The sequence below is a fragment of the Paraburkholderia nodosa genome (assembly GCF_001718195.1).
Lineage (GTDB): Bacteria > Pseudomonadota > Gammaproteobacteria > Burkholderiales > Burkholderiaceae > Paraburkholderia > Paraburkholderia nodosa_A.
Genome location: NZ_MCNV01000002.1, coordinates 164,449 through 181,237, shown reverse-complemented (window position 1 = coordinate 181,237; position 16,789 = coordinate 164,449). Strand labels below are relative to the sequence as shown.

Sequence of the window (16,789 nt, the reverse complement as noted above, 5' to 3'; positions counted from 1 at the left end):
ATGACGATCATCGAGAAGTACTGGGACGACGCCCGCGAAGGCGACGAGTGCGTGAGCCCCAGCTACACCGTGACGAAGGAACGCATCCTCGCCTACGCCGACCTCACGGGCGACCATACGCCCGTGCATGTGGACGAGGCATACGCCAAAGCGAGCCACTTCGGCTGCCTGGTCTCGCACGGGCTTTTCGGTCTGTCGATTGCCGACGGCCTCAAGACACAGAGCGACTATCGCTTTCTGCCCGGTATGTCGCTCGGGTGGACGTGGGATTTTCTGCTGCCAATCAAGGTCGACGATGTGTTGCACGTGAAATTTCGCGTCGGCGCCATGCGGCCGAGCAACAGCCGCCCTGGCTGGGGCATCGTCGTGCTGCCCTCCGAACTGATCAATCAGGACGACCAGGTGGTTCAGCGCGGCGAACATCGTCTGATGGTGCCGCGTCGGCCGGGAGCGTACTGATGCAGGGCCGTCCTCTCGAAGGCATTCGCGTGGTCGACTACAGCCACTTCCTCGCCGGTCCCTACGTCGGCCGCTGTCTCGCTGCGCTCGGCGCCGAAGTCATCAAGGTCGAGCGTCCGGGCAGCGGTGACCCAGGACGCCAGCACGCGACCGTGCTGGACGGCCAGCAAAGCGGCTATTTCCTGCAACTGAACATGGGCAAGCGCGGCGTCAGCGTCAACATGAAAGATGCGCGCGGCAAGGAGTTCATGCGCCGCTTGTGCGATTCGGCGGATGTGTTCGTCGAGAATTACCGTCCCGGCGCGCTGGACAAGCTCGGACTGGGCTACGCCGAGTTATCCGCACGCAATCCGCGCCTCGTCTATTGCTCGATCTCGGCATACGGCCATACCGGCCCCGACGCGCATCGCGCCGGATTCGGGCTGATCGCGGAGGCGAAGAGCGGCATCATGCAGATGGTGGGCACGCCGGGCGAGCCGCCGCCGTTGCTGCGCATTTCGCTCGGCGACATGTACACGGGCATTCACGCGGTGGCGGCGATCAACGCGGCGCTGCTCGGACGCGCGAAGAGCGGCCGCGGCCAGCATATCGACATGGCGCTCTACGACACGCTCGTCTCGATGCACGAATACGCGGTGCAGTGCTACACGCTTCGAGGCGTGCTGCCGGAGCAGACGGGGCACGACATGCCGACCTCGACGCTCTATGGCGTGTTTCGCGCCGCGGACGGCGACCTCGTGATCGCGGCACAGGTGGACGACGCGTGGAAGCGCCTCGCCGCGCTGATCGAAACGCACGGCGGGCCCGCCGGATTCGGCAGCGATATGCGCTTCTACGATAGCGTCGGCCGCAACACGCACCGGCAGGCGATTCTGTCTGTCGTGCAGCCGTGGGTCGCCGCGCGGCCCGTCGCGCAGGTGCTCGAACTGATGGATGGCATCGATGTGCCTTGCGCAAAGGTGCAGCGCATCGACGAGGTGCTCGACGATCCGCAGATCCAGGCGCGCGGCATGGTGGTCGAGCAGCATCACCCGCGCTATGGAACGCTGCGTTTGCCCAACCTGCCTTTCCGCTTTTCTGATTGCGACACGACCATTCGCGACGTCGCGCCGGATCTCGGGCAGCACAACACGGAGGTCGCGCAATCGCTCGGCTTTTCCGCTGCCGAGATCGACGCGATGCAATGCGAAGGCGTTCTCTACGCGAAGTGAGACACCATGACTGACCCGTATGCAGTGATCGGCCACCCGATCGGACACACGAAATCACCCTTGATTCACCGCCTGTTTGCCGAAGCGACGCAACAGGCGATGTCCTACGTCGCAATCGAAGGTCCGCTCGACCCTGACGATGGCTTCGCGAGGGCCGTGCGCCAGTTCGCTGCGGATGGCGGCAAGGGCATGAACGTCACCGCACCGTTCAAGCTCAAGGCCTTCGCGCTCGCCGACGCGCGCAGCGAGCGTGCGACACTGGCGGGTGCCGCCAATGCGCTCAAGTTCGAGAGCGGCCGGATCGTTGCCGAGAATTTCGATGGCATTGGCTTGTTGCGCGATATCGAAGTCAATCTTGGCGTCCCGCTTGCCGGCAAACGCGTGCTGATGCTCGGCGCGGGCGGCGCAGCGCGCGGCGCGCTGCTGCCGTTTCTCGCCGCGGGGCCCGCCGAACTGGTCGTCGCCAACCGCGATGTGTCCAAAGGCTGCGCGCTGGTCGCCCAGGTCGGCTCGCGCGGTACGGGCTTACGCGCGTGCGGCTATAGTGATCTCGCGACGCGAGGCCGCTTCGACCTTGTGGTCAACGCGACGTCCGCAAGCTTGACGGGCGACCTGCCACCCGTCCCTCCGGGCGTGTTCAGCCCGGAGGGCACTGCCTACGAACTTGCGTACGGAAAGCGGCTCACGCCGTTCCTGCGGCTCGCGCGCAACGCCGGCGTACACGGTGTCGCCGACGGCGTGGGCATGCTGGTCGAACAGGCGGCCGAAGCCTTTGCATGGTGGCGCGGCGTGCGGCCGTTGACGGCCGCGGTCATCGACCGCCTCACCGTGCCGCTCGACTGAGTGCCCTGTAATCCGCCGGATTCGCAACATCTGGGGGAAGAGAATCCAGCGGGGACAGCTTGGTGCCGTTGGGGAGGATGCCCCTGGCGATCACGCGTTGCAGCACCCGGGAGCGGTAGGGCTCGTCACCATCGTCGAACTTGCCTGCGCGGTTGTGGTGGATTGCGCAGGACTAGCCCGACTGATCCGGGTGGGATGCCGGTGGTGAAAGGCCGAGTGCTGAAACTGACGGGTCGGGAAAGCTAGTTCTCCACCTTTTCCGATTCAACCACTATGTCCAGCACGTACGCAATCGCTGGTCCGTCGGCGGGCGGGTTCTTGATGGTATAGCGCTTGACGCGCAGTACATCGCGCATTCCAGGCGTATGGGCATAGCCTTCGATTTCCTGATACAGCGGTTGCCATGCGCCAGGTGTTCCGGTTGGCAAACCGTGCTCGTCGAAGTGGCGCTCACGCACCAGCAGACATTGCTTGTCCGGAATGAGCGGATGGTGGCACTGCACCGATTGCGCGGCCACTTCGAGGAAGGTCGTTTCACCCGCGCCGCCGAAACGGGTCTGAGCAGTGGGCACGCCGATAAATGTCAGCGTGTCGCCGCTATCCGTAACCAGTTGCATGCGGGGGGTGTCGCCACGGGCCAGCAGGCTCACGTCGAGGCTGCCATGCAGGCGCCTGGCAATGGCGTCGTCGAGGGCGGCGCGAGCGGCGTCAGGGCAAGCCATCATGGTGCTCACCATCTGGCCAATCTGCAGCCGTCCTTTCTTGACACTGTAACTGGCGCCCATATTGTTGCAGCTATTGACTACGTTTAGCCGGTCGGCGCTGAAGTCCAGTTGCACGGGCTTTTCTGCACTGGCAAACAACGCATCAATGCGCATGCCTTTGCTGTCAAACGCGTCGCTGAGTTGCCAGTGATACTGACTGAGGATCCCAGGTTCGATCGCCGGTACCGCGCTCGCGCCGGCAGCAGTCGACGCGCTCGTTGAAGGCGCCGGGCTTTGCGCGTCGGGTATTTGCGAGCATGCGGCAAGGGCGAGGAGCAGAAATAGCAGGTTGCATTTCACGGCGGTACCTCAGCTGGTTCGGTGGATGTTTCAGGCAGCTTGTCGCGTTGAAAAAGCTAGCGACGTAGTCCGATTGCCAATGGGGAGACCAGAAGAGCTAGTGAATGATACAACCACGGGGCATGGCGCATTGGATCGGGCGTGGCTCGCCACGCCCGGGCGAACGCGGCGACGGTCAGTGCATGACGGGCGCGTTTCGTGGCTGTTGACGGTGGCGCGAACGTCGGCCCGATCAACTCAACGATGCCAGCAAGATCGACAGCTTGCGGATATGCGCCTTGAACGCTTCGGTCATCTCGCGGTGATGGCCGTCACTCAGATGCGGCGCTTCGGCTAGCTCGACCTGGCGGTGGAACTCCTCGGAAACTTTGCGCCGCTCGTCGGGCGGGAGTACGCGGATGAGGGACACCATCAGTAGTTCCTGCGCATGGATGATACCGAGCACGGATTGTTCGTTCATGTCGACCTCCGTCTGAACGCGGCGATGCTAGCGGCTGAATAGCAGGGCAAAGCGGGCAGGTGACGTCAGCACCGGGCCGGCGCGCTGTCTTCGATGCATCTTTTTGCCCTTCCATACTAGCGCAAGGATCGAGTCATCTGCACGCCGGCTGACCCGATGAGCCGCGAATCCGGCAAGGGCGTTTCCATCCCCGGTTTTGCCTGTCTGAACCCTCTCGGTGAGATATCGCACCGACAGTCAGCCACCGCTATTCCATTCCATTTTCTGCACGCTGATGCCGGGCTGATTGGCTAGCGCTTCTCGTTCGGGCAAGAACCGGAAACCATGTCGGCGATAGAGACCTACAGCGCGGGCGTTGTCTGGCGAGACTCTCAACACGACTCTTCGCTGTCCGCGTTCAATCGCGCGCGCCTGGATTGCGTTGACCAGGCGACTTGCAATTCCCAAACCCCGGCACTTCGAATGAACCCACATGGCAATCAGGTTGTATTCGCGCGTGCGGCTTATCGCATCGCCGATAAGACCGACTGCTTGCCCTTGCACCATGGCTACCAGATATTGCGGCTGCGTCTGACCTGAAGCGCATTCGCGCCATTGCTGCTCGCTATACGCAGCCGCGGTGGCGTAATTCAGACCGAACGCCGTTGGGCTGTCAAGCAGCGCGGCAAGGAGGACCGTCTTCAAGATTTGCCAGTCTTCTTCCGAGGTCGGGCGAATTAGAACGGGGCTCGACTTTGTGGCCATCAGGATGCTCGGGAGTGGGAGCCCGCGCGGCGCGAAAGTATGAAGCCATGCCGGCTCAACACTGCTGATGATTGTCTGCGGTTTACTCACGTCCGGCCCCGTTTCTTGCGCGAGCCGTACTGGCTGCTGGCTGACGCTTGAGTGCGTCGACATGACCCTGAAAGAAGAAGGGGCCGTGCCCTTCGGTTTGCTGCACCCTTATAACGGCAGGCTCGCCCGGAAGTTGATGGTGACCGGGCAAGCAGGCGTCCTCGTCGCCCGCAACCGCTACGCTATCCTGTTTCGGATGCAGAATGCCAAAAAGCCCGCAACACCGGTGGGCAAGATCGAGGAGTTCATCGGCATGCTGAATCGCAGCGAAACCATTTATCCTCAGACCGGGAAGTTCGACAGCCTCGGATAATGCCGCGCTCTCGACCTGGATGGCGATCGATGCTGACCGACGCCCTGATGGTCGTCGTAATCGAACTGTTTTGGCATGGAGGTTCCAGATGGGATCCGATGAACGCGCTATTCGTGAGGTGCACACAACCTGGATTGATGCAGTCAACGCGGGCGATCTTGTCCGCTTGCTCACCTTGATGGCGGACGATGTCGTGTTTTTGAATCCGGGTCGAGCGCCCATCGGTCGGGAGCGATTCCACGTCGGCTTCTCGACCGCCCACCAACAATCCCGGATCCGCTGCATCAGCGAGTTGGAAGAGGTCGTGATCGCCGGCGAATTCGCCTACACACTGTGCCGGGATTCCTTATCTGTGACACCGCGCGCCGGCGGAGAAGCAACGGAGCTGGCCGGTCATCGGATGACCCTATACCGCAAACAGCCCGATGGCCGCTGGCTTCTGGCCCGCGACGCCAACACGCTGTCCCCGGTGGCACGCTGAGGTCGCAGGAATCGTCTCACTGGATCTGGCAATTCCATCGAGCAGGCAGTGCAACGGTCGCTGAGCGACTCTGTGCCGCCGCTCATTCGTCGGGCGATGGCCAAAGATTGGCAAAGCCAGTAAGTCCAACCGGAATCGGGGCATCGGCTTAAGGCGACCAGGCGTACTATCATGATCGGGAGATGTATTCATCAGCGCAGGGGCACATCATGACGTCGAATCCATCCAGTGAGCCGACCGGCACCCCCCTCAACCCCGCGCCAACCTCCGCCGGCACAACGCGGCAGCCCGATCCAAAGGGCCTGAAAAATCCGGCCCCAGACGACCTTCCTGACGCCGACGCGGCAGAGCCCGAGCCTCACGAGCATCTTCCGTCCAGAAGCGACGACAACTGATTCAACACCTCAGGTACCGGCACTTCGAAAGCGGGCCGGGAGCGATGGCACTCCCGACAGACGCCGGCCCCTCGCTTGCTCGGGCTCTCAACGCCCGCTCGCAAGGTATTACCTCCGCGTCACGGATAGTCCTGACACTGTCTGCAAATTGTCGGGGTCCACGGCCGCGGGTGTGCCGCACGACGACCGTCACGCCTGAGCTGCGGCGGGTAGCGGAGATCCGCCAGGAGCGGACACTGAAAGTCGCGACAGAAATCCTGCGACAATCAGCCAATATTCGAATATTGAGAGCGTCGAAAATGCTGATTGCCTTCGGGGGACTACCGGGCACCGGAAAAACAACCATAGCGCAAACACTTGCTCGCAAACTGGCCGCGGTCTATCTGCGCATCGATACGTTGGAACAGGCATTCATCGAGGCCGCGGGCGCAGCGGCGGATATCGGACCTGCCGGATATCTGGCCGGATATGGAGTTGCGAAAGATAATTTGCGCCTTGGTTTGACCGTCGTCGCCGACTCGGTCAACGCGTTGCATATGACGCGTAGCGCCTGGCGAAGTGTCGCGCTCGAAGCCGGTGTTCAAATCTTCGAGATTGAGTTGGTTTGTTCTGATACGACGACGCACCGTTTGAGGGTCGAGGGACGGCGAGCCGATATTCCGGGCCACAAGCTGCCGACGTGGAAGAGCGTGCTTGAACGCCAATATGAAGCATGGGAATCTGAGCATCTCGTTGTCGACACAGCTAACGTTTCTGTCGAGCAGGCCGTCGACGCCATCATCCACCGCCTTTCGATGTCATCTCCAGAGGGGCGATTGCTTTAGCGTTCGAGAAAATACATTTCTCCTGGACATCAGGGGATCGCACGAGGGCTTCAAAGACCGCTTGGGCGCAACGCAGCTGTTTTTTGTGCGTCGAGACTACGCATGCGCGAGCAGCGCGGGGAATGCGCACATCTTCATCTTCCGTGCACCGCACTATCAGTTTCCTTAATGATAGCCCGTGCCTGATTTGATTTCCTGAATGTGTCACTACACTCGTCTTCAGCGATACGCCAATCTCGATGGCTATCCAGAGTTTCACTCTTCCAATCTGGAGACATCCCGTGAAACACAACCGCGCTCATATGAGCAACGACTTAGGCCGGCTTCTAGCCGGGCTTGCACTCTGCCTGTTCTCAGTGGCCCCGGCCATGGCGCAATCCACATCCCCCGATAAACTGCCCCACGTAGCGGTGCTGGCAACCGGCGGCACGATCGCAGGTACCGCGGGCAGTGAGACGCAGACGACGGGCTACAAGCCCGGCGTCCTGACGGCCGATGCGCTTCTCAAATCAGTCCCGTCACTGGGCAAGATTGCACAGGTGTCCGGCGAACAGATTTCGAATGTCGGGAGTGAGAACATCACCAACGATATCCTCCTGAAACTGGCGAAGCGCGTGAATCAGCTTCTCGCTCAGCCGGACATCGCAGGTGTCGTGGTGACTCACGGCACCGATACCCTCGAGGAAACGGCCTATTTTCTCGATCTCGTCGTCAAGAGCGACAAGCCCGTGGTAGTCACCGGATCGATGCGTCCGTCGACGGCCATCAGCGCCGATGGTCCGAGCAACCTCCTGCAGGCAGTCACGGTTGCGGCCTCGCCGGAGGCGCGCGGCCACGGCGTCATGATCGTGCTGAACGACCGGATCGGCTCGGCTCGCTACACCACGAAGACCAACGGCACGACACCGGATACGTTCAAGGGAAACGACGCCGGCTACCTGGGCACGCTGGTGGACGAGGTTCCCCACTTCGAGACGTCCGTGCTGAAACGCAATACCACTGCAACGCCATTTGACGTGTCGAAACTCGATTCTCTGCCGGAAGTCGATATTGTCTACGGCTATCAGAATGACGGCGGCTACATCTACGACGCCGCAGTCGCGCACGGAGCAAAGGGCATTGTCGTCGCAGGCGTTGGAGCAGGCAGCGAATCGCTTCTCACTCTTCCGTCCATCAAGAAGGCGATCGCCCAGGGGGTGATTGTGGTCCGCTCTTCCCGCACAGGGGGCGGCTTCATACCGGAAGATCCGGCCTATGTGGGTCTTCTCGGTGACGATCTGAACCCCCAAAAGGCCCGCATTCTGCTGATGCTCGCGCTGACGACGACCAAAGATCCGGCGAGTATCCAGGCAATGCTCCACGAGTTTTGAATCGCTTTTGCCGGCTCAGGGCCGGTGAAGATGATTCGTTCAGGCGCGACGGTGCTGCCCAAGCACACCGCCGCGCCGCATGTCGTTCCATGAGGCCCGAAGCCGCACCCGGCTCGAGCCTCGACCGGTTGGCGTACGTTGAACTGCTCCACTTCAACCTCCGCGTGACATAGTATTAGAGTTGCTGATACTGACACCGGATATGCTGTTTTCTTGAATCCGAGTCCCTACACTGGTTTCAGAAGGCGCAGGCAGGCGCCTCGCTGACAACCAGAGTCCAGGAGACGAAAGTGAGCAAGCCGATATTGATGGAGGACGTTCCGTTGCGCGGTTTCCACTTGCGCGTGGCGTTCAGCGGCACAGGCGGACAGTTCAGCGACGGTTTCGTGCTGGGCATCATCGGCATCGCGGTGAGCATGGCGGCGGGAGCGCTGCACCTGAACGCGCTCTGGATGGGCGCACTCGGTGCGGCGTCCCTTGCCGGCTTGTTTTTTGGCAGCATGTTTGCCGGGCCCGTGGCGGACAGATATGGTCGGCGCACCATTTTCGCCTTCGACATGCTGCTGTTTGCGGCGATTTCTGCAGCGCAATTCTTTGTGACGTCGCCGACCCAGCTGCTGGTATTGCGCGTGCTGCTTGGTTTGATTCTCGGCGCCGACTACGTCGTAAGCAAATCGCTCGTCACCGAGTTTTCCCCACGCCGCTATCGCGGCCGTCTCCTGAGTGTGCTCGCAGCAGCCTGGGCAGCGGGTTACGTCTGCGCGTATCTCGCGGGCTTTGCCATTCGCGATATCGGCCCCGACGCCTGGCGGATCATGCTGGCTGCGAGTGGACTGCCGGCACTGCTCATTCTCCCGTTCCGGCTCGGCGTACCCGAGTCGCCCATGTGGCTGATGAAGCGCGGCCGGAAGGACGAGGCACTGAAGATCATCCGTGCAAAGTTCGGTGCGGAGACCATTCTGCCCGCACCGACAGCCGCGCCCGAGCAACGTCGTGGTGCGTGGTCGGAACTGCTCTCGGCCCGTTGGAGAAAGAACACCCTGGTCGGCTGCGTGTTCTACACGTGCCAGGTCATTCCATACTTTGCGCTCGGTACCTTTTCGCCGAAGGTACTGCAAGCCTTGCAGGTCAAGGACGGCTTTGTCGGCGGACTCGTTTATAACGTGCTGCTGTTCGCCGGAGCAATCTTTGGATTGCTAATCGTCGACAGACTCTCGCGCCGCGCGTTTCTCATTGGTAGCTTCTATCTCGCAGCGATCGGACTGGCGGTGCTCGCCTACGCCGGATTCGGTCCGCTCGGCACAATCCTCGCATTTGGCATTTTCGCCTGTATTCTCTCGGCCGCCGCGAACCTCGAATTCGTCTATCCGCCAGAGCTTTTCCCGACCCACCTGCGCGCGTCAGGCGTCGGGCTCGCCGTTGCCTCCAGCCGCTTCGGTTCCGCGATCAGTACGTTTCTTCTGCCCGTGGCCGCGCAACAGGTTGGCATTCACGCAGCGCTCGGCGTGTGCGTGGCCGTATTGGTGTTCGGCGGCGTGTTCTGTCATTTGTTCGCACCGGAAACCGGCAAAGAGAGTCTTTCGGATATGGGTTCTGGTCAGGGCAGCAACGAGCCGGCGGCGGACGGCGCACCGAACGTGAGCCTGCATACAGCGGGACATCGCCACTGAAGGCCTGGCGTGTGACGCTCCCACGTTGGCGCACTCGTGGCAACGTCTGCTGACAGTAACTATGGGAGAGTCCATCGTGTCGTTCACCAAGCCGATCGATATGTATGCGGTGCAGGTCTTCGTCGCAGTGGCGGAGGAAGGCAGCATGTCCGGGGCGGCCGCACGCATGGGCATTTCCCAATCGGGTGTCTCGCAGATCGTCCGCCAGCTGGAAGACGAACTGGGGGTCGTGCTGGTCAATCGTACGACCCGTCCGCTCGCATTGACGCCATACGGCATCGCATTGAGGAACCGCGGAGCGGTACTTAGCGAGGAGATCGCCAATCTGAAGGCCCAGGTCGTCGAAGCGGGGCGCGGCATCAAGCCTGATCTTCGCATCGGATTTGTCGACTCGTTCGCGGCTACCTGCGGCTCGGCTCTTACGAAGCGGCTGCTGGAGAAGGTATCGCAACTGTCGATCCGTACGGGATTGAGCCCGCAGCAAGGCGAGGCGCTGCTGCGGCGCGACCTGGACCTCATCGTCACGAGCGACGCGTTGATCGACGCCAATGACGTAGTTCGCTTCCGGCTCCTCTCCGAGAAGTACTTTGTCATCACGCCGCGGGATTTCCGCAAGTCGGTCCGCACCGTGGAGGACATCCGGGCCCTGGCGGACGCATTGCCCATCGTGCGCTTTAACCGCAAATCGCAGGTCGGCATGCAGATCGAGCGCTATCTGCGTCGAATTGAAGTGCGTACGCCGACGAGGCTCGAGCTCGACAACGCCGACGCGCTGACATCGATGGTGGCCGAAGGCATCGGCTGGGCCGTGACCTCGCCGATGTGTCTGCTTCAGGGCGCGGCTTACGCGGATGGAGTGACTCGCCACGTTGTCGACAGACTCGGCCTCGAACGGTCGCTGTATCTGGTAGCGCGGCGCGACGAATACAGCGCGTTTTTCGAAGATGCATGCGACACGGCGTCCGAAGTGATCAAAACATCGTTCCTCCCGCGAGTGAAAAAGGCTCTCGGTCAGGAAATTGAACAACTGATTGATATTGGAAACAGGAACTCAAATGAACAGTCAAGCCAAAGCTGAAACGCGTACCGAACGCGATTACGTTGGTGAAGTCGAAATTCCGGTCGAGAAATTGTATGGCGTCAACTCGGTGAGGGGCGTCGACAATCTGACGGTTTCTCCTCTCAGCATTGCTCACTACCCGGCGTTCGCGGTGGCTTTCGCGCAGTGCAAATGGGCGGCCGCGCTCGCGAACCGGGACACCGATGTCACCACGCCGGAACAATGCGACGCAATCAGCCGCGCGTGTCAGGAAATCATCGAAGGCAAGTTTCGTGACTCACTGATCGTCGATCTGCTCGAGGGCTCGGGTGGAACGTCGACGAACATGAACTTCAACGAGGTGATCGCCAATCGGGCGCAGCAGCTTTTGGGTCACGCTCCGGGCTCGTACGACGTGATCCATCCCAACGATCATGTCAACCGCTCGCAGTCCACGAACGACGTGTATCCCGCTGCGCTGAAGATTGCGACCTACGCAATGCTCGGACCGCTCATTGCGGAAGTGGAAAAACTGGCTGCGCAGTTCGATCGGAAGGCTATCGAGTTTGCCGACGTCCTTCACCTCGGCCGTACCTGTCTGCAGGATGCGCAGCCGATGCGTCTCGGTCAGCTTTTCGGCGGTTACGCGTCGCTCACACGACGTCTCGCGGAAGAACTGATGGCGGTTCGCGACAAGCTGCGTACGCTGCCGCTCGGTGGTACGGCTATCGGTACGGGATTTGGTGCACCGGCCGGGTATCGAACTGCGGTCTACCGGCACCTCGCGGATATCGCAAGCGTCGACTATGTCGCGCCGGCAAACTCGTTCGACGCGATGCAGAACATGGACGTGTTCTCGCGCGTTTCGGGTGAGCTTCGCACCTGTGCGGCGTCCATTGCGAAAATTGCATCGGACCTGACGGTGCTCTCCTCCGGTCCCGTGGGCGGAATTGGGGAGTTGCGCTTGCCGGAGGCGCAGGCCGGCTCGTCGATCATGCCGGGCAAGGTGAATCCTGTGCTGCCGATGGCGATGATCCAGTTGAGCTTTGCCGTTATCGGCAATGATGTCGCAGTGGCTCAGGCGGTTCAGTATGGAGAACTGGAAATCAATCACTTCGAGCCCGTAGTGGCCTCCCGTGTGTTCGACAGCATCATGCTGCTGACCAACGGCATCGAGAGGTTCACGCAGAAGTGTATCGCCGGCATCACCGCCGACGGTGCATGCAATGAGCGACACCTGATGGACTCGATGGCTGTGGCCACAGCGCTCGTGCCGAAGCTTGGATATGCTCGTGTCAGCAAGCTGGCGCGACAGTCGGTTGCGCAAGGTCGGCCACTCGTTCAGATTCTCGACGAATCCGGGCTGCTTTCGCGCGACGATACCCTGTCGCTGATCGATACGGCCTCGTACCCGGTATTCGAGCCGAGGTAATCGACCCTGGATTGAGGCAACCTGGACCCGGCCCGGCGACCGCACTCAGCACGCCCTCGAAATACCGCCACACTTGTTACTCCCAACTTCCGATTCCCGGTAGCAAACTACTCACGTCACCCAATGAGCGACGCGTAGCGGACGCGATCGCGCCGCAGGAATTTGCCCTATTCAGGAGGTCGCAAAAGCCATGAGTTCATCAGCCGAAAACGGAAGGAAAGGCGGCCAGCCCGCCATGGCCACTCCACCGGTCGTCTCATCGCAAGCGTGGGAAGCAGCGCGCCAGCAGTTGTTAGTAAAGGAAAAGGCGCTGACCCGGGCTCGAGACGCCCTGGCCGCCGAGCGCCGGCGAATGCCCTGGATGGCGGTGGAGAAGGCCTACGCATTCGAAGGTCCCGCGGGCAAGCTCAGTCTGCTGGATCTGTTCGACGGCCGGCGTCAACTGATCGTCTACCGCGCTTTCTTCGAACCGGGCGTGTTCGGGTGGCCCGAGCATGCCTGCCGGGGCTGCTCGATGGTGGCGGATCAGGTCGCCCACGTCGCTCACCTGAACGCCCGCGACACGACGCTCGTCTTCGTCTCGCGTGCGCCTCAGGCCGACATCGCGCGACTGAAGGCGCACATGGGCTGGCAGATGCCATGGTTCACCATTACGGACAGCTTCGACGCCGACTTCGGTGTCGACGAGTGGCACGGCACGAACGTGTTCTACCGCGATGGCGAGCGCGTATTCCGTACGTACTTCATCAACAATCGCGGCGACGAACAGATGGGGGGCACCTGGAACTACCTCGACATGACGCCGCTGGGTCGCCAGGAGCTCTGGGAGGACTCGCCCGAGGGCTATCCCCAGACCCCAACCTACAAGTGGTGGAACTGGCACGACAGCTACGCCGCAGACGCGCCGCCCGACAAGAAGTGGGTCGAGGTATCGGATGCAGGCGAGGCTGCGTTCCGCAAAGAGCACAAGGAATGAACGCCCTGGGCGAAGCGTGTTCGGCCGGATGCATGCCTCAAGCAGCAAGCGCTGCATCGACGGCAGCCAGGTATTGCTGGAAGCCGGTCTGCAGCAGCACGGTGCGCACGCGCGCGAGCTCGCCTCGCGCGCCATCGTCGGCGGGTGCCTGCAGGACGCGCGCTAGCGCGCGTGCGCGTGCCGCGAACAGCTCGGCCCAGGGCAGCGGTTCGTGCCGCGTGTAGTCCTCCAATGCGCTCGCGTAGCGCAGCACGCCGGCCGGATCGCGGGCCGCCAGCATCGCCTCGATCGCGTCGCGGTAGAACCAGAGATGGTTGTGGCCGACCGTGCCGAGGCGCAGCAGGTCCGCGCCTTCTGCGAGCAGGCGCGTGCGCTCGTCATGCTCGTCGACCGCGCGGGCGAGGGCGCTCAGATTCTTCGGCGCGGAGAATTGCGTGCCGACCTCGCGCGAGATCGCAAGCGCCTCGCGCAGCGCATCGACGGCTTCGCCGCGGCGTCCATCGGCGAGCCAGACACGTCCCTGCATTTCCAGGTTCTGCGCTTCGAACCGGCGCGCGCCCAATTGCCGGATCACGCGCTTTTCCTGCTCCAGATGGACCTGCGTAGCCGGCATATCGCCTAGCTCGTAGCAGGCGAACACGCCGAGCGTCTCGCCCAGCAATTGCGCGCGCGGCTGCCCGATCAACGCGGCGGCGCGCACGGCGGCAACGGCGTCTTCGCGCGCCTGCCGCGGCTCGTTCAGGTAGATGCGGCTGAAGCCCTGCATCGACAGATTGGCGACTTCGATCCGGCCGCACCCGTGCTCGCGGCTCAACGCCACGCAATCGCTGAAATGGCGGTGCGCGGTCCGCATCCGCCCCTGCGCGTAGGCGGCATCGGCGAGGCCGCCGAGCGCGCGGGCCTCGGCCTCCGGCAGGCCGAGGCGCCGCGCATAGTCGAGCCCGCGTTCGTGTTCGGTGCTGCAGGCATCGATCTTGCCGAGCGGGAAGTAGATGTTGCCGCGCAGATAGTGAAGGCTCGCGAGTTCGGCCACCCGGTCATCGCGCTCCGCGATCCGCTGCGCAGCCTCGATCAGGTCCAGCGCTTCGTCGAGGCCTTCGCTCACACGCAGGCCTTCGGCGAGTCCTAGCTGGCAGCGGCACAGACTGGCGTCGTCGGGGGCGGCTGCGAGCGCCGCGCGCCAGGTCGCGATCGATCCCGCGATGTCGCCGAGGTCGCGCTGCAGTTCGCCCTTGCAGCAGCTCAGGCTGTGGCGGTCCGTCTCGCTCTGGGCAATCTCGAGGCCCCGCTCGGCGAGGCGCAGCGCGGCCTCGAGCAGGTGCGCCGTGCGCTGCGCGAGCGCGGCGGCCAGGTAGGCTTGCGGCGCGCGTTCGTCCTCGGCGCGGTCGAGATGCTGGGCGTGCAGCGTGGGGTCGCCGTGCGCGAACCAGTCGGCCGCGCAGCGGTGCAACTCGCGTCGGCGCGCACGCAGCAGCGTCGAATAGGCGCTCTCCTGGATCAGCGCGTGGGCGAACAGAAACTCTTCGCCCTCCGGCAGCACGAGCGCATTGGCGAGCAGGCCGTCGCAGACGTAGCCGGGGTCGTCGATGAGCCGTCGCAACAACGCGATGCCGAACCGCTGCCCGATCACGGCAGCCGCCTGGAACGCCAGACGGTCGCGCGGCGCGAGCCGGTCCATCCGCGCGAGCACGAGGCTGCGGATCGAACCTGGCACGGCGTTGCCGCTGCCTTCCTCGGCGTTGCGCAAGAGCTGCTCGAGGAACAGCGGGTTGCCGCCCGCGCGCTCGATGCAGGCGAGCGCGACCCGTTGCGTCGCGTCGATGAAGTTGCCTGCGAGGCTCAGTGCCTCGTCCTGGCGCAAGGGCCCGAGGTCGATCGTCGCGAACGGGATGTCGCGGCAGCGCGCGCGCCACGCCGCATCGATCGGGTCGCCTTCCACGCGCGAGGTCGTCACGAGCAGGCCCGGGCCGTTCGCGATGCCCGAGGCGAAGGCCGAGAGATAGTCGAGCATTTCGGGCTCGGCCCAATGGAGGTCTTCTACGACGATCAGCGTGGCGGCCCGCCTGCAGGCGTCGCCGGTCAGTCTCGCGGCGAGCGCCTGCTTGCCGCGCTTGCGCGCGCCGTGGTCCATGGCGTCGTAGACGGTTCGCCATTCGTCCGCGAGCGGCAGGTCGAGAAGGTCGTGGAGGAACGCATGCTGCCCGGCCTCGAGGCTGCCTTCAGCGGCGAACCGCGCGGCGGCGGCGCGCCGCGCGTCGCTCGATGCGCCGGCCGGCAGACCGAACAGACTGCCGGCGATCGTGTGCACGGGATCCTGCCCCTTGCCCACGCCGAAATCGAGCACGAGGCCCCGATGGATCTCGAAGCCCTGCGACTGCGCATGGCGGCGCATCTCGTCGACGAGACGCGTCTTGCCGATGCCCGCTTCGCCGCGCACATGGACGATGTGGCCGGCCCGCCTCGCGACGCACGCGCGGACGATACCGTGAAACTGCTCGAGCTCGGCCTCGCGTCCGACGAAAAGGCTCTGACCCGTCTTCGCCGATTCGCTCGCCGGGTCGCTCGAAATCGCGCGCAGCCGCCATGCGCGCACCGGCGTGTCGATGCCCTTGAAGCACTGCTCGCCGAGCGCGTCGCAGACGGCGGCGTCGCCGAGCGCGCGCGCCACGTCATCGGAGAGCCAGGTCTCGCCGGCCGCCGCCGCGACCTGCAGGCGCGCGGCCAGGTTCACCGGACTGCCGGTGACGGTGTAGTCGCGCGCGTCGACGCAGCCGAGCGCGCCGGCGACGACTTCGCCGCTCGCGATGCCGATATGGGCCTGCAACGTGCGTGCCGCCTGCAGGCTCAATGGCGTCAGCGCCTCATGGATCTCGAGCGCCGCGCGCGCGGCGCGCAGCGTGTCCGTCTCGTGCGCGCGCGGCGCGCCGAACAGTGCCATCACCGCGTCGCCGATATGCCTGTCCGTCGTCCCGCCCCAGGCGAGCACGATGCCGTCGACGAGCGCCGTGAAGCGGCCGATCAGCGCGCGCACCTCCTCGGGATCGAGCGTACGCGAAAGCGCGGTGAAGCCGCAGAGATCGGCAAACAGGACGGTGACCTGCCGGCGTTCGTCCGCGGGGATCTCCAGCGCGTGGGGGGCGACCGCCGTTTGCGCCACGGGCAAAGCCGCGGCTGGCGGGTTCGGCGCGGCGGCAGCGAGGATGCGCTTGCGGTGGCCGAGCGACTGCACGCCGAGTTCCCGCAGATCCGCGTCGGTCAGCTGCGCGAGCAGCGAGAGATCGATGTCGTTAGCCGCGAACGCTTGCGCGTACTGCTCGAGTCCCAGGGCGTGCAGCCATTGCTCAATATCCATGTTCGCCGCCTGGATGCGATGCCGGTTGCCTGATGCGAACCGCCCCGAGCCCGTCGGGGGATCGTG

15 protein-coding genes are annotated in these 16,789 nt (G+C 63.4%); 11 read left to right on the top strand and 4 right to left on the bottom strand.

From position 1 onward, the window contains the following. Genes BFD71_RS04150 through aroE form a run of 3 tightly spaced genes read left to right on the top strand, consistent with a single transcriptional unit; the run spans position 1 to position 2,513 of the window. Positions 1-459, top strand: a complete 459-nt coding sequence (locus BFD71_RS04150; RefSeq protein WP_069262031.1) for a MaoC family dehydratase — start codon at positions 1-3, stop codon at positions 457-459. Further along, positions 459-1,670 carry a CaiB/BaiF CoA transferase family protein gene (locus tag BFD71_RS04145; protein ID WP_069262030.1) on the top strand — a complete coding sequence of 404 codons (1,212 nt, stop codon included), beginning with the start codon at positions 459-461 and terminating at the stop codon, positions 1,668-1,670. Before BFD71_RS04150 ends, BFD71_RS04145 begins: the two co-directional genes overlap by 1 nt. A gap of 6 nt (positions 1,671-1,676) precedes the next feature. Continuing rightward, positions 1,677-2,513: a shikimate dehydrogenase gene (gene aroE, locus BFD71_RS04140; protein WP_069262029.1), complete on the top strand. Its 837-nt coding sequence runs from the start codon at positions 1,677-1,679 to the stop codon at positions 2,511-2,513. A gap of 242 nt (positions 2,514-2,755) precedes the next feature. Here the strand turns inward: aroE and BFD71_RS04135 are convergent, their stop codons facing one another. The 3 genes from BFD71_RS04135 to BFD71_RS04125 all read right to left on the bottom strand — a co-directional run bounded on the left by BFD71_RS04135 (position 2,756) and on the right by BFD71_RS04125 (position 4,781). Continuing rightward, positions 2,756-3,577 (bottom strand): DUF4377 domain-containing protein, encoded by an 822-nt coding sequence (locus BFD71_RS04135; RefSeq protein ID WP_069262028.1) that lies wholly within the window; start codon positions 3,575-3,577, stop codon positions 2,756-2,758. 232 nt (positions 3,578-3,809) lie between these two features. Next, positions 3,810-4,037, bottom strand: coding sequence for a hypothetical protein (locus tag BFD71_RS04130; RefSeq protein WP_069262027.1), 228 nt, complete (start codon positions 4,035-4,037; stop codon positions 3,810-3,812). A gap of 237 nt (positions 4,038-4,274) precedes the next feature. Further along, complete coding sequence (locus tag BFD71_RS04125) at positions 4,275-4,781, bottom strand: GNAT family N-acetyltransferase (RefSeq protein ID WP_069262399.1); 507 nt, start codon at positions 4,779-4,781, stop codon at positions 4,275-4,277. Positions 4,782-4,932: 151 nt separating this feature from the next. Here BFD71_RS04125 and BFD71_RS04120 point away from each other — a divergent pair, with 151 nt between their 5' ends. The 8 genes from BFD71_RS04120 (at position 4,933) to BFD71_RS04085 (ending at position 13,371) form a co-directional block, all read left to right on the top strand. Further along, entirely contained in the window at positions 4,933-5,184 is a 252-nt protein-coding gene (locus BFD71_RS04120; RefSeq protein WP_069262026.1) for a hypothetical protein, read from the top strand. An 88-nt stretch (positions 5,185-5,272) separates the two neighbouring features. Continuing rightward, positions 5,273-5,665 (top strand): YybH family protein, encoded by a 393-nt coding sequence (locus BFD71_RS04115; protein ID WP_069262025.1) that lies wholly within the window; start codon positions 5,273-5,275, stop codon positions 5,663-5,665. Between the two features lie 694 nt (positions 5,666-6,359). After that, on the top strand, positions 6,360-6,884 hold the full coding sequence (locus BFD71_RS04110; protein WP_069262024.1) for an AAA family ATPase: 525 nt from the start codon (positions 6,360-6,362) through the stop codon (positions 6,882-6,884). Between the two features lie 281 nt (positions 6,885-7,165). Next, complete coding sequence (locus BFD71_RS04105; RefSeq protein ID WP_305120709.1) at positions 7,166-8,254, top strand: asparaginase; 1,089 nt, start codon at positions 7,166-7,168, stop codon at positions 8,252-8,254. A 290-nt stretch (positions 8,255-8,544) separates the two neighbouring features. Further along, entirely contained in the window at positions 8,545-9,924 is a 1,380-nt protein-coding gene (locus BFD71_RS04100) for an MFS transporter (RefSeq protein ID WP_218108647.1), read from the top strand. 76 nt (positions 9,925-10,000) lie between these two features. Further along, on the top strand, positions 10,001-11,002 hold the full coding sequence (locus BFD71_RS04095) for a LysR family transcriptional regulator (RefSeq protein ID WP_218108646.1): 1,002 nt from the start codon (positions 10,001-10,003) through the stop codon (positions 11,000-11,002). After that, positions 10,980-12,395, top strand: a complete 1,416-nt coding sequence (locus BFD71_RS04090) for an aspartate ammonia-lyase (protein ID WP_069262021.1) — start codon at positions 10,980-10,982, stop codon at positions 12,393-12,395. The genes BFD71_RS04095 and BFD71_RS04090 overlap by 23 nt, the downstream gene beginning before the upstream one ends. A gap of 190 nt (positions 12,396-12,585) precedes the next feature. Further along, a complete protein-coding gene (locus tag BFD71_RS04085; protein WP_069262020.1) occupies positions 12,586-13,371 on the top strand; it encodes a DUF899 domain-containing protein in 786 nt (261 codons plus the stop codon). 37 nt (positions 13,372-13,408) lie between these two features. Here BFD71_RS04085 and BFD71_RS04080 read toward each other — a convergent pair whose 3' ends face one another. Next, positions 13,409-16,723: an adenylate/guanylate cyclase domain-containing protein gene (locus BFD71_RS04080; RefSeq protein WP_069262019.1), complete on the bottom strand. Its 3,315-nt coding sequence runs from the start codon at positions 16,721-16,723 to the stop codon at positions 13,409-13,411. Positions 16,724-16,789 lie beyond the last annotated feature (66 nt).

Excerpts from the sequence above, each read along its gene's own strand:
- BFD71_RS04130 (WP_069262027.1), bottom strand. The coding sequence starts at position 4,037 with ATGAACGAACAATCCGTGCTCGGTATCATCCATGCGCAGGAACTACTG.
- BFD71_RS04125 (WP_069262399.1), bottom strand. The coding sequence starts at position 4,781 with ATGGCCACAAAGTCGAGCCCCGTTCTAATTCGCCCGACCTCGGAAGAA.
- BFD71_RS04080 (WP_069262019.1), bottom strand. The coding sequence starts at position 16,723 with ATGGATATTGAGCAATGGCTGCACGCCCTGGGACTCGAGCAGTACGCG.
- BFD71_RS04145 (WP_069262030.1), top strand. The coding sequence starts at position 459 with ATGCAGGGCCGTCCTCTCGAAGGCATTCGCGTGGTCGACTACAGCCAC.
- aroE (WP_069262029.1), top strand. The coding sequence starts at position 1,677 with ATGACTGACCCGTATGCAGTGATCGGCCACCCGATCGGACACACGAAA.
- BFD71_RS04110 (WP_069262024.1), top strand. The coding sequence starts at position 6,360 with ATGCTGATTGCCTTCGGGGGACTACCGGGCACCGGAAAAACAACCATA.
- BFD71_RS04085 (WP_069262020.1), top strand. The coding sequence starts at position 12,586 with ATGAGTTCATCAGCCGAAAACGGAAGGAAAGGCGGCCAGCCCGCCATG.
- BFD71_RS04090 (WP_069262021.1), top strand. The coding sequence starts at position 10,980 with ATGAACAGTCAAGCCAAAGCTGAAACGCGTACCGAACGCGATTACGTT.
- BFD71_RS04150 (WP_069262031.1), top strand. The coding sequence starts at position 1 with ATGACGATCATCGAGAAGTACTGGGACGACGCCCGCGAAGGCGACGAG.
- BFD71_RS04120 (WP_069262026.1), top strand. The coding sequence starts at position 4,933 with ATGACCCTGAAAGAAGAAGGGGCCGTGCCCTTCGGTTTGCTGCACCCT.
- BFD71_RS04115 (WP_069262025.1), top strand. The coding sequence starts at position 5,273 with ATGGGATCCGATGAACGCGCTATTCGTGAGGTGCACACAACCTGGATT.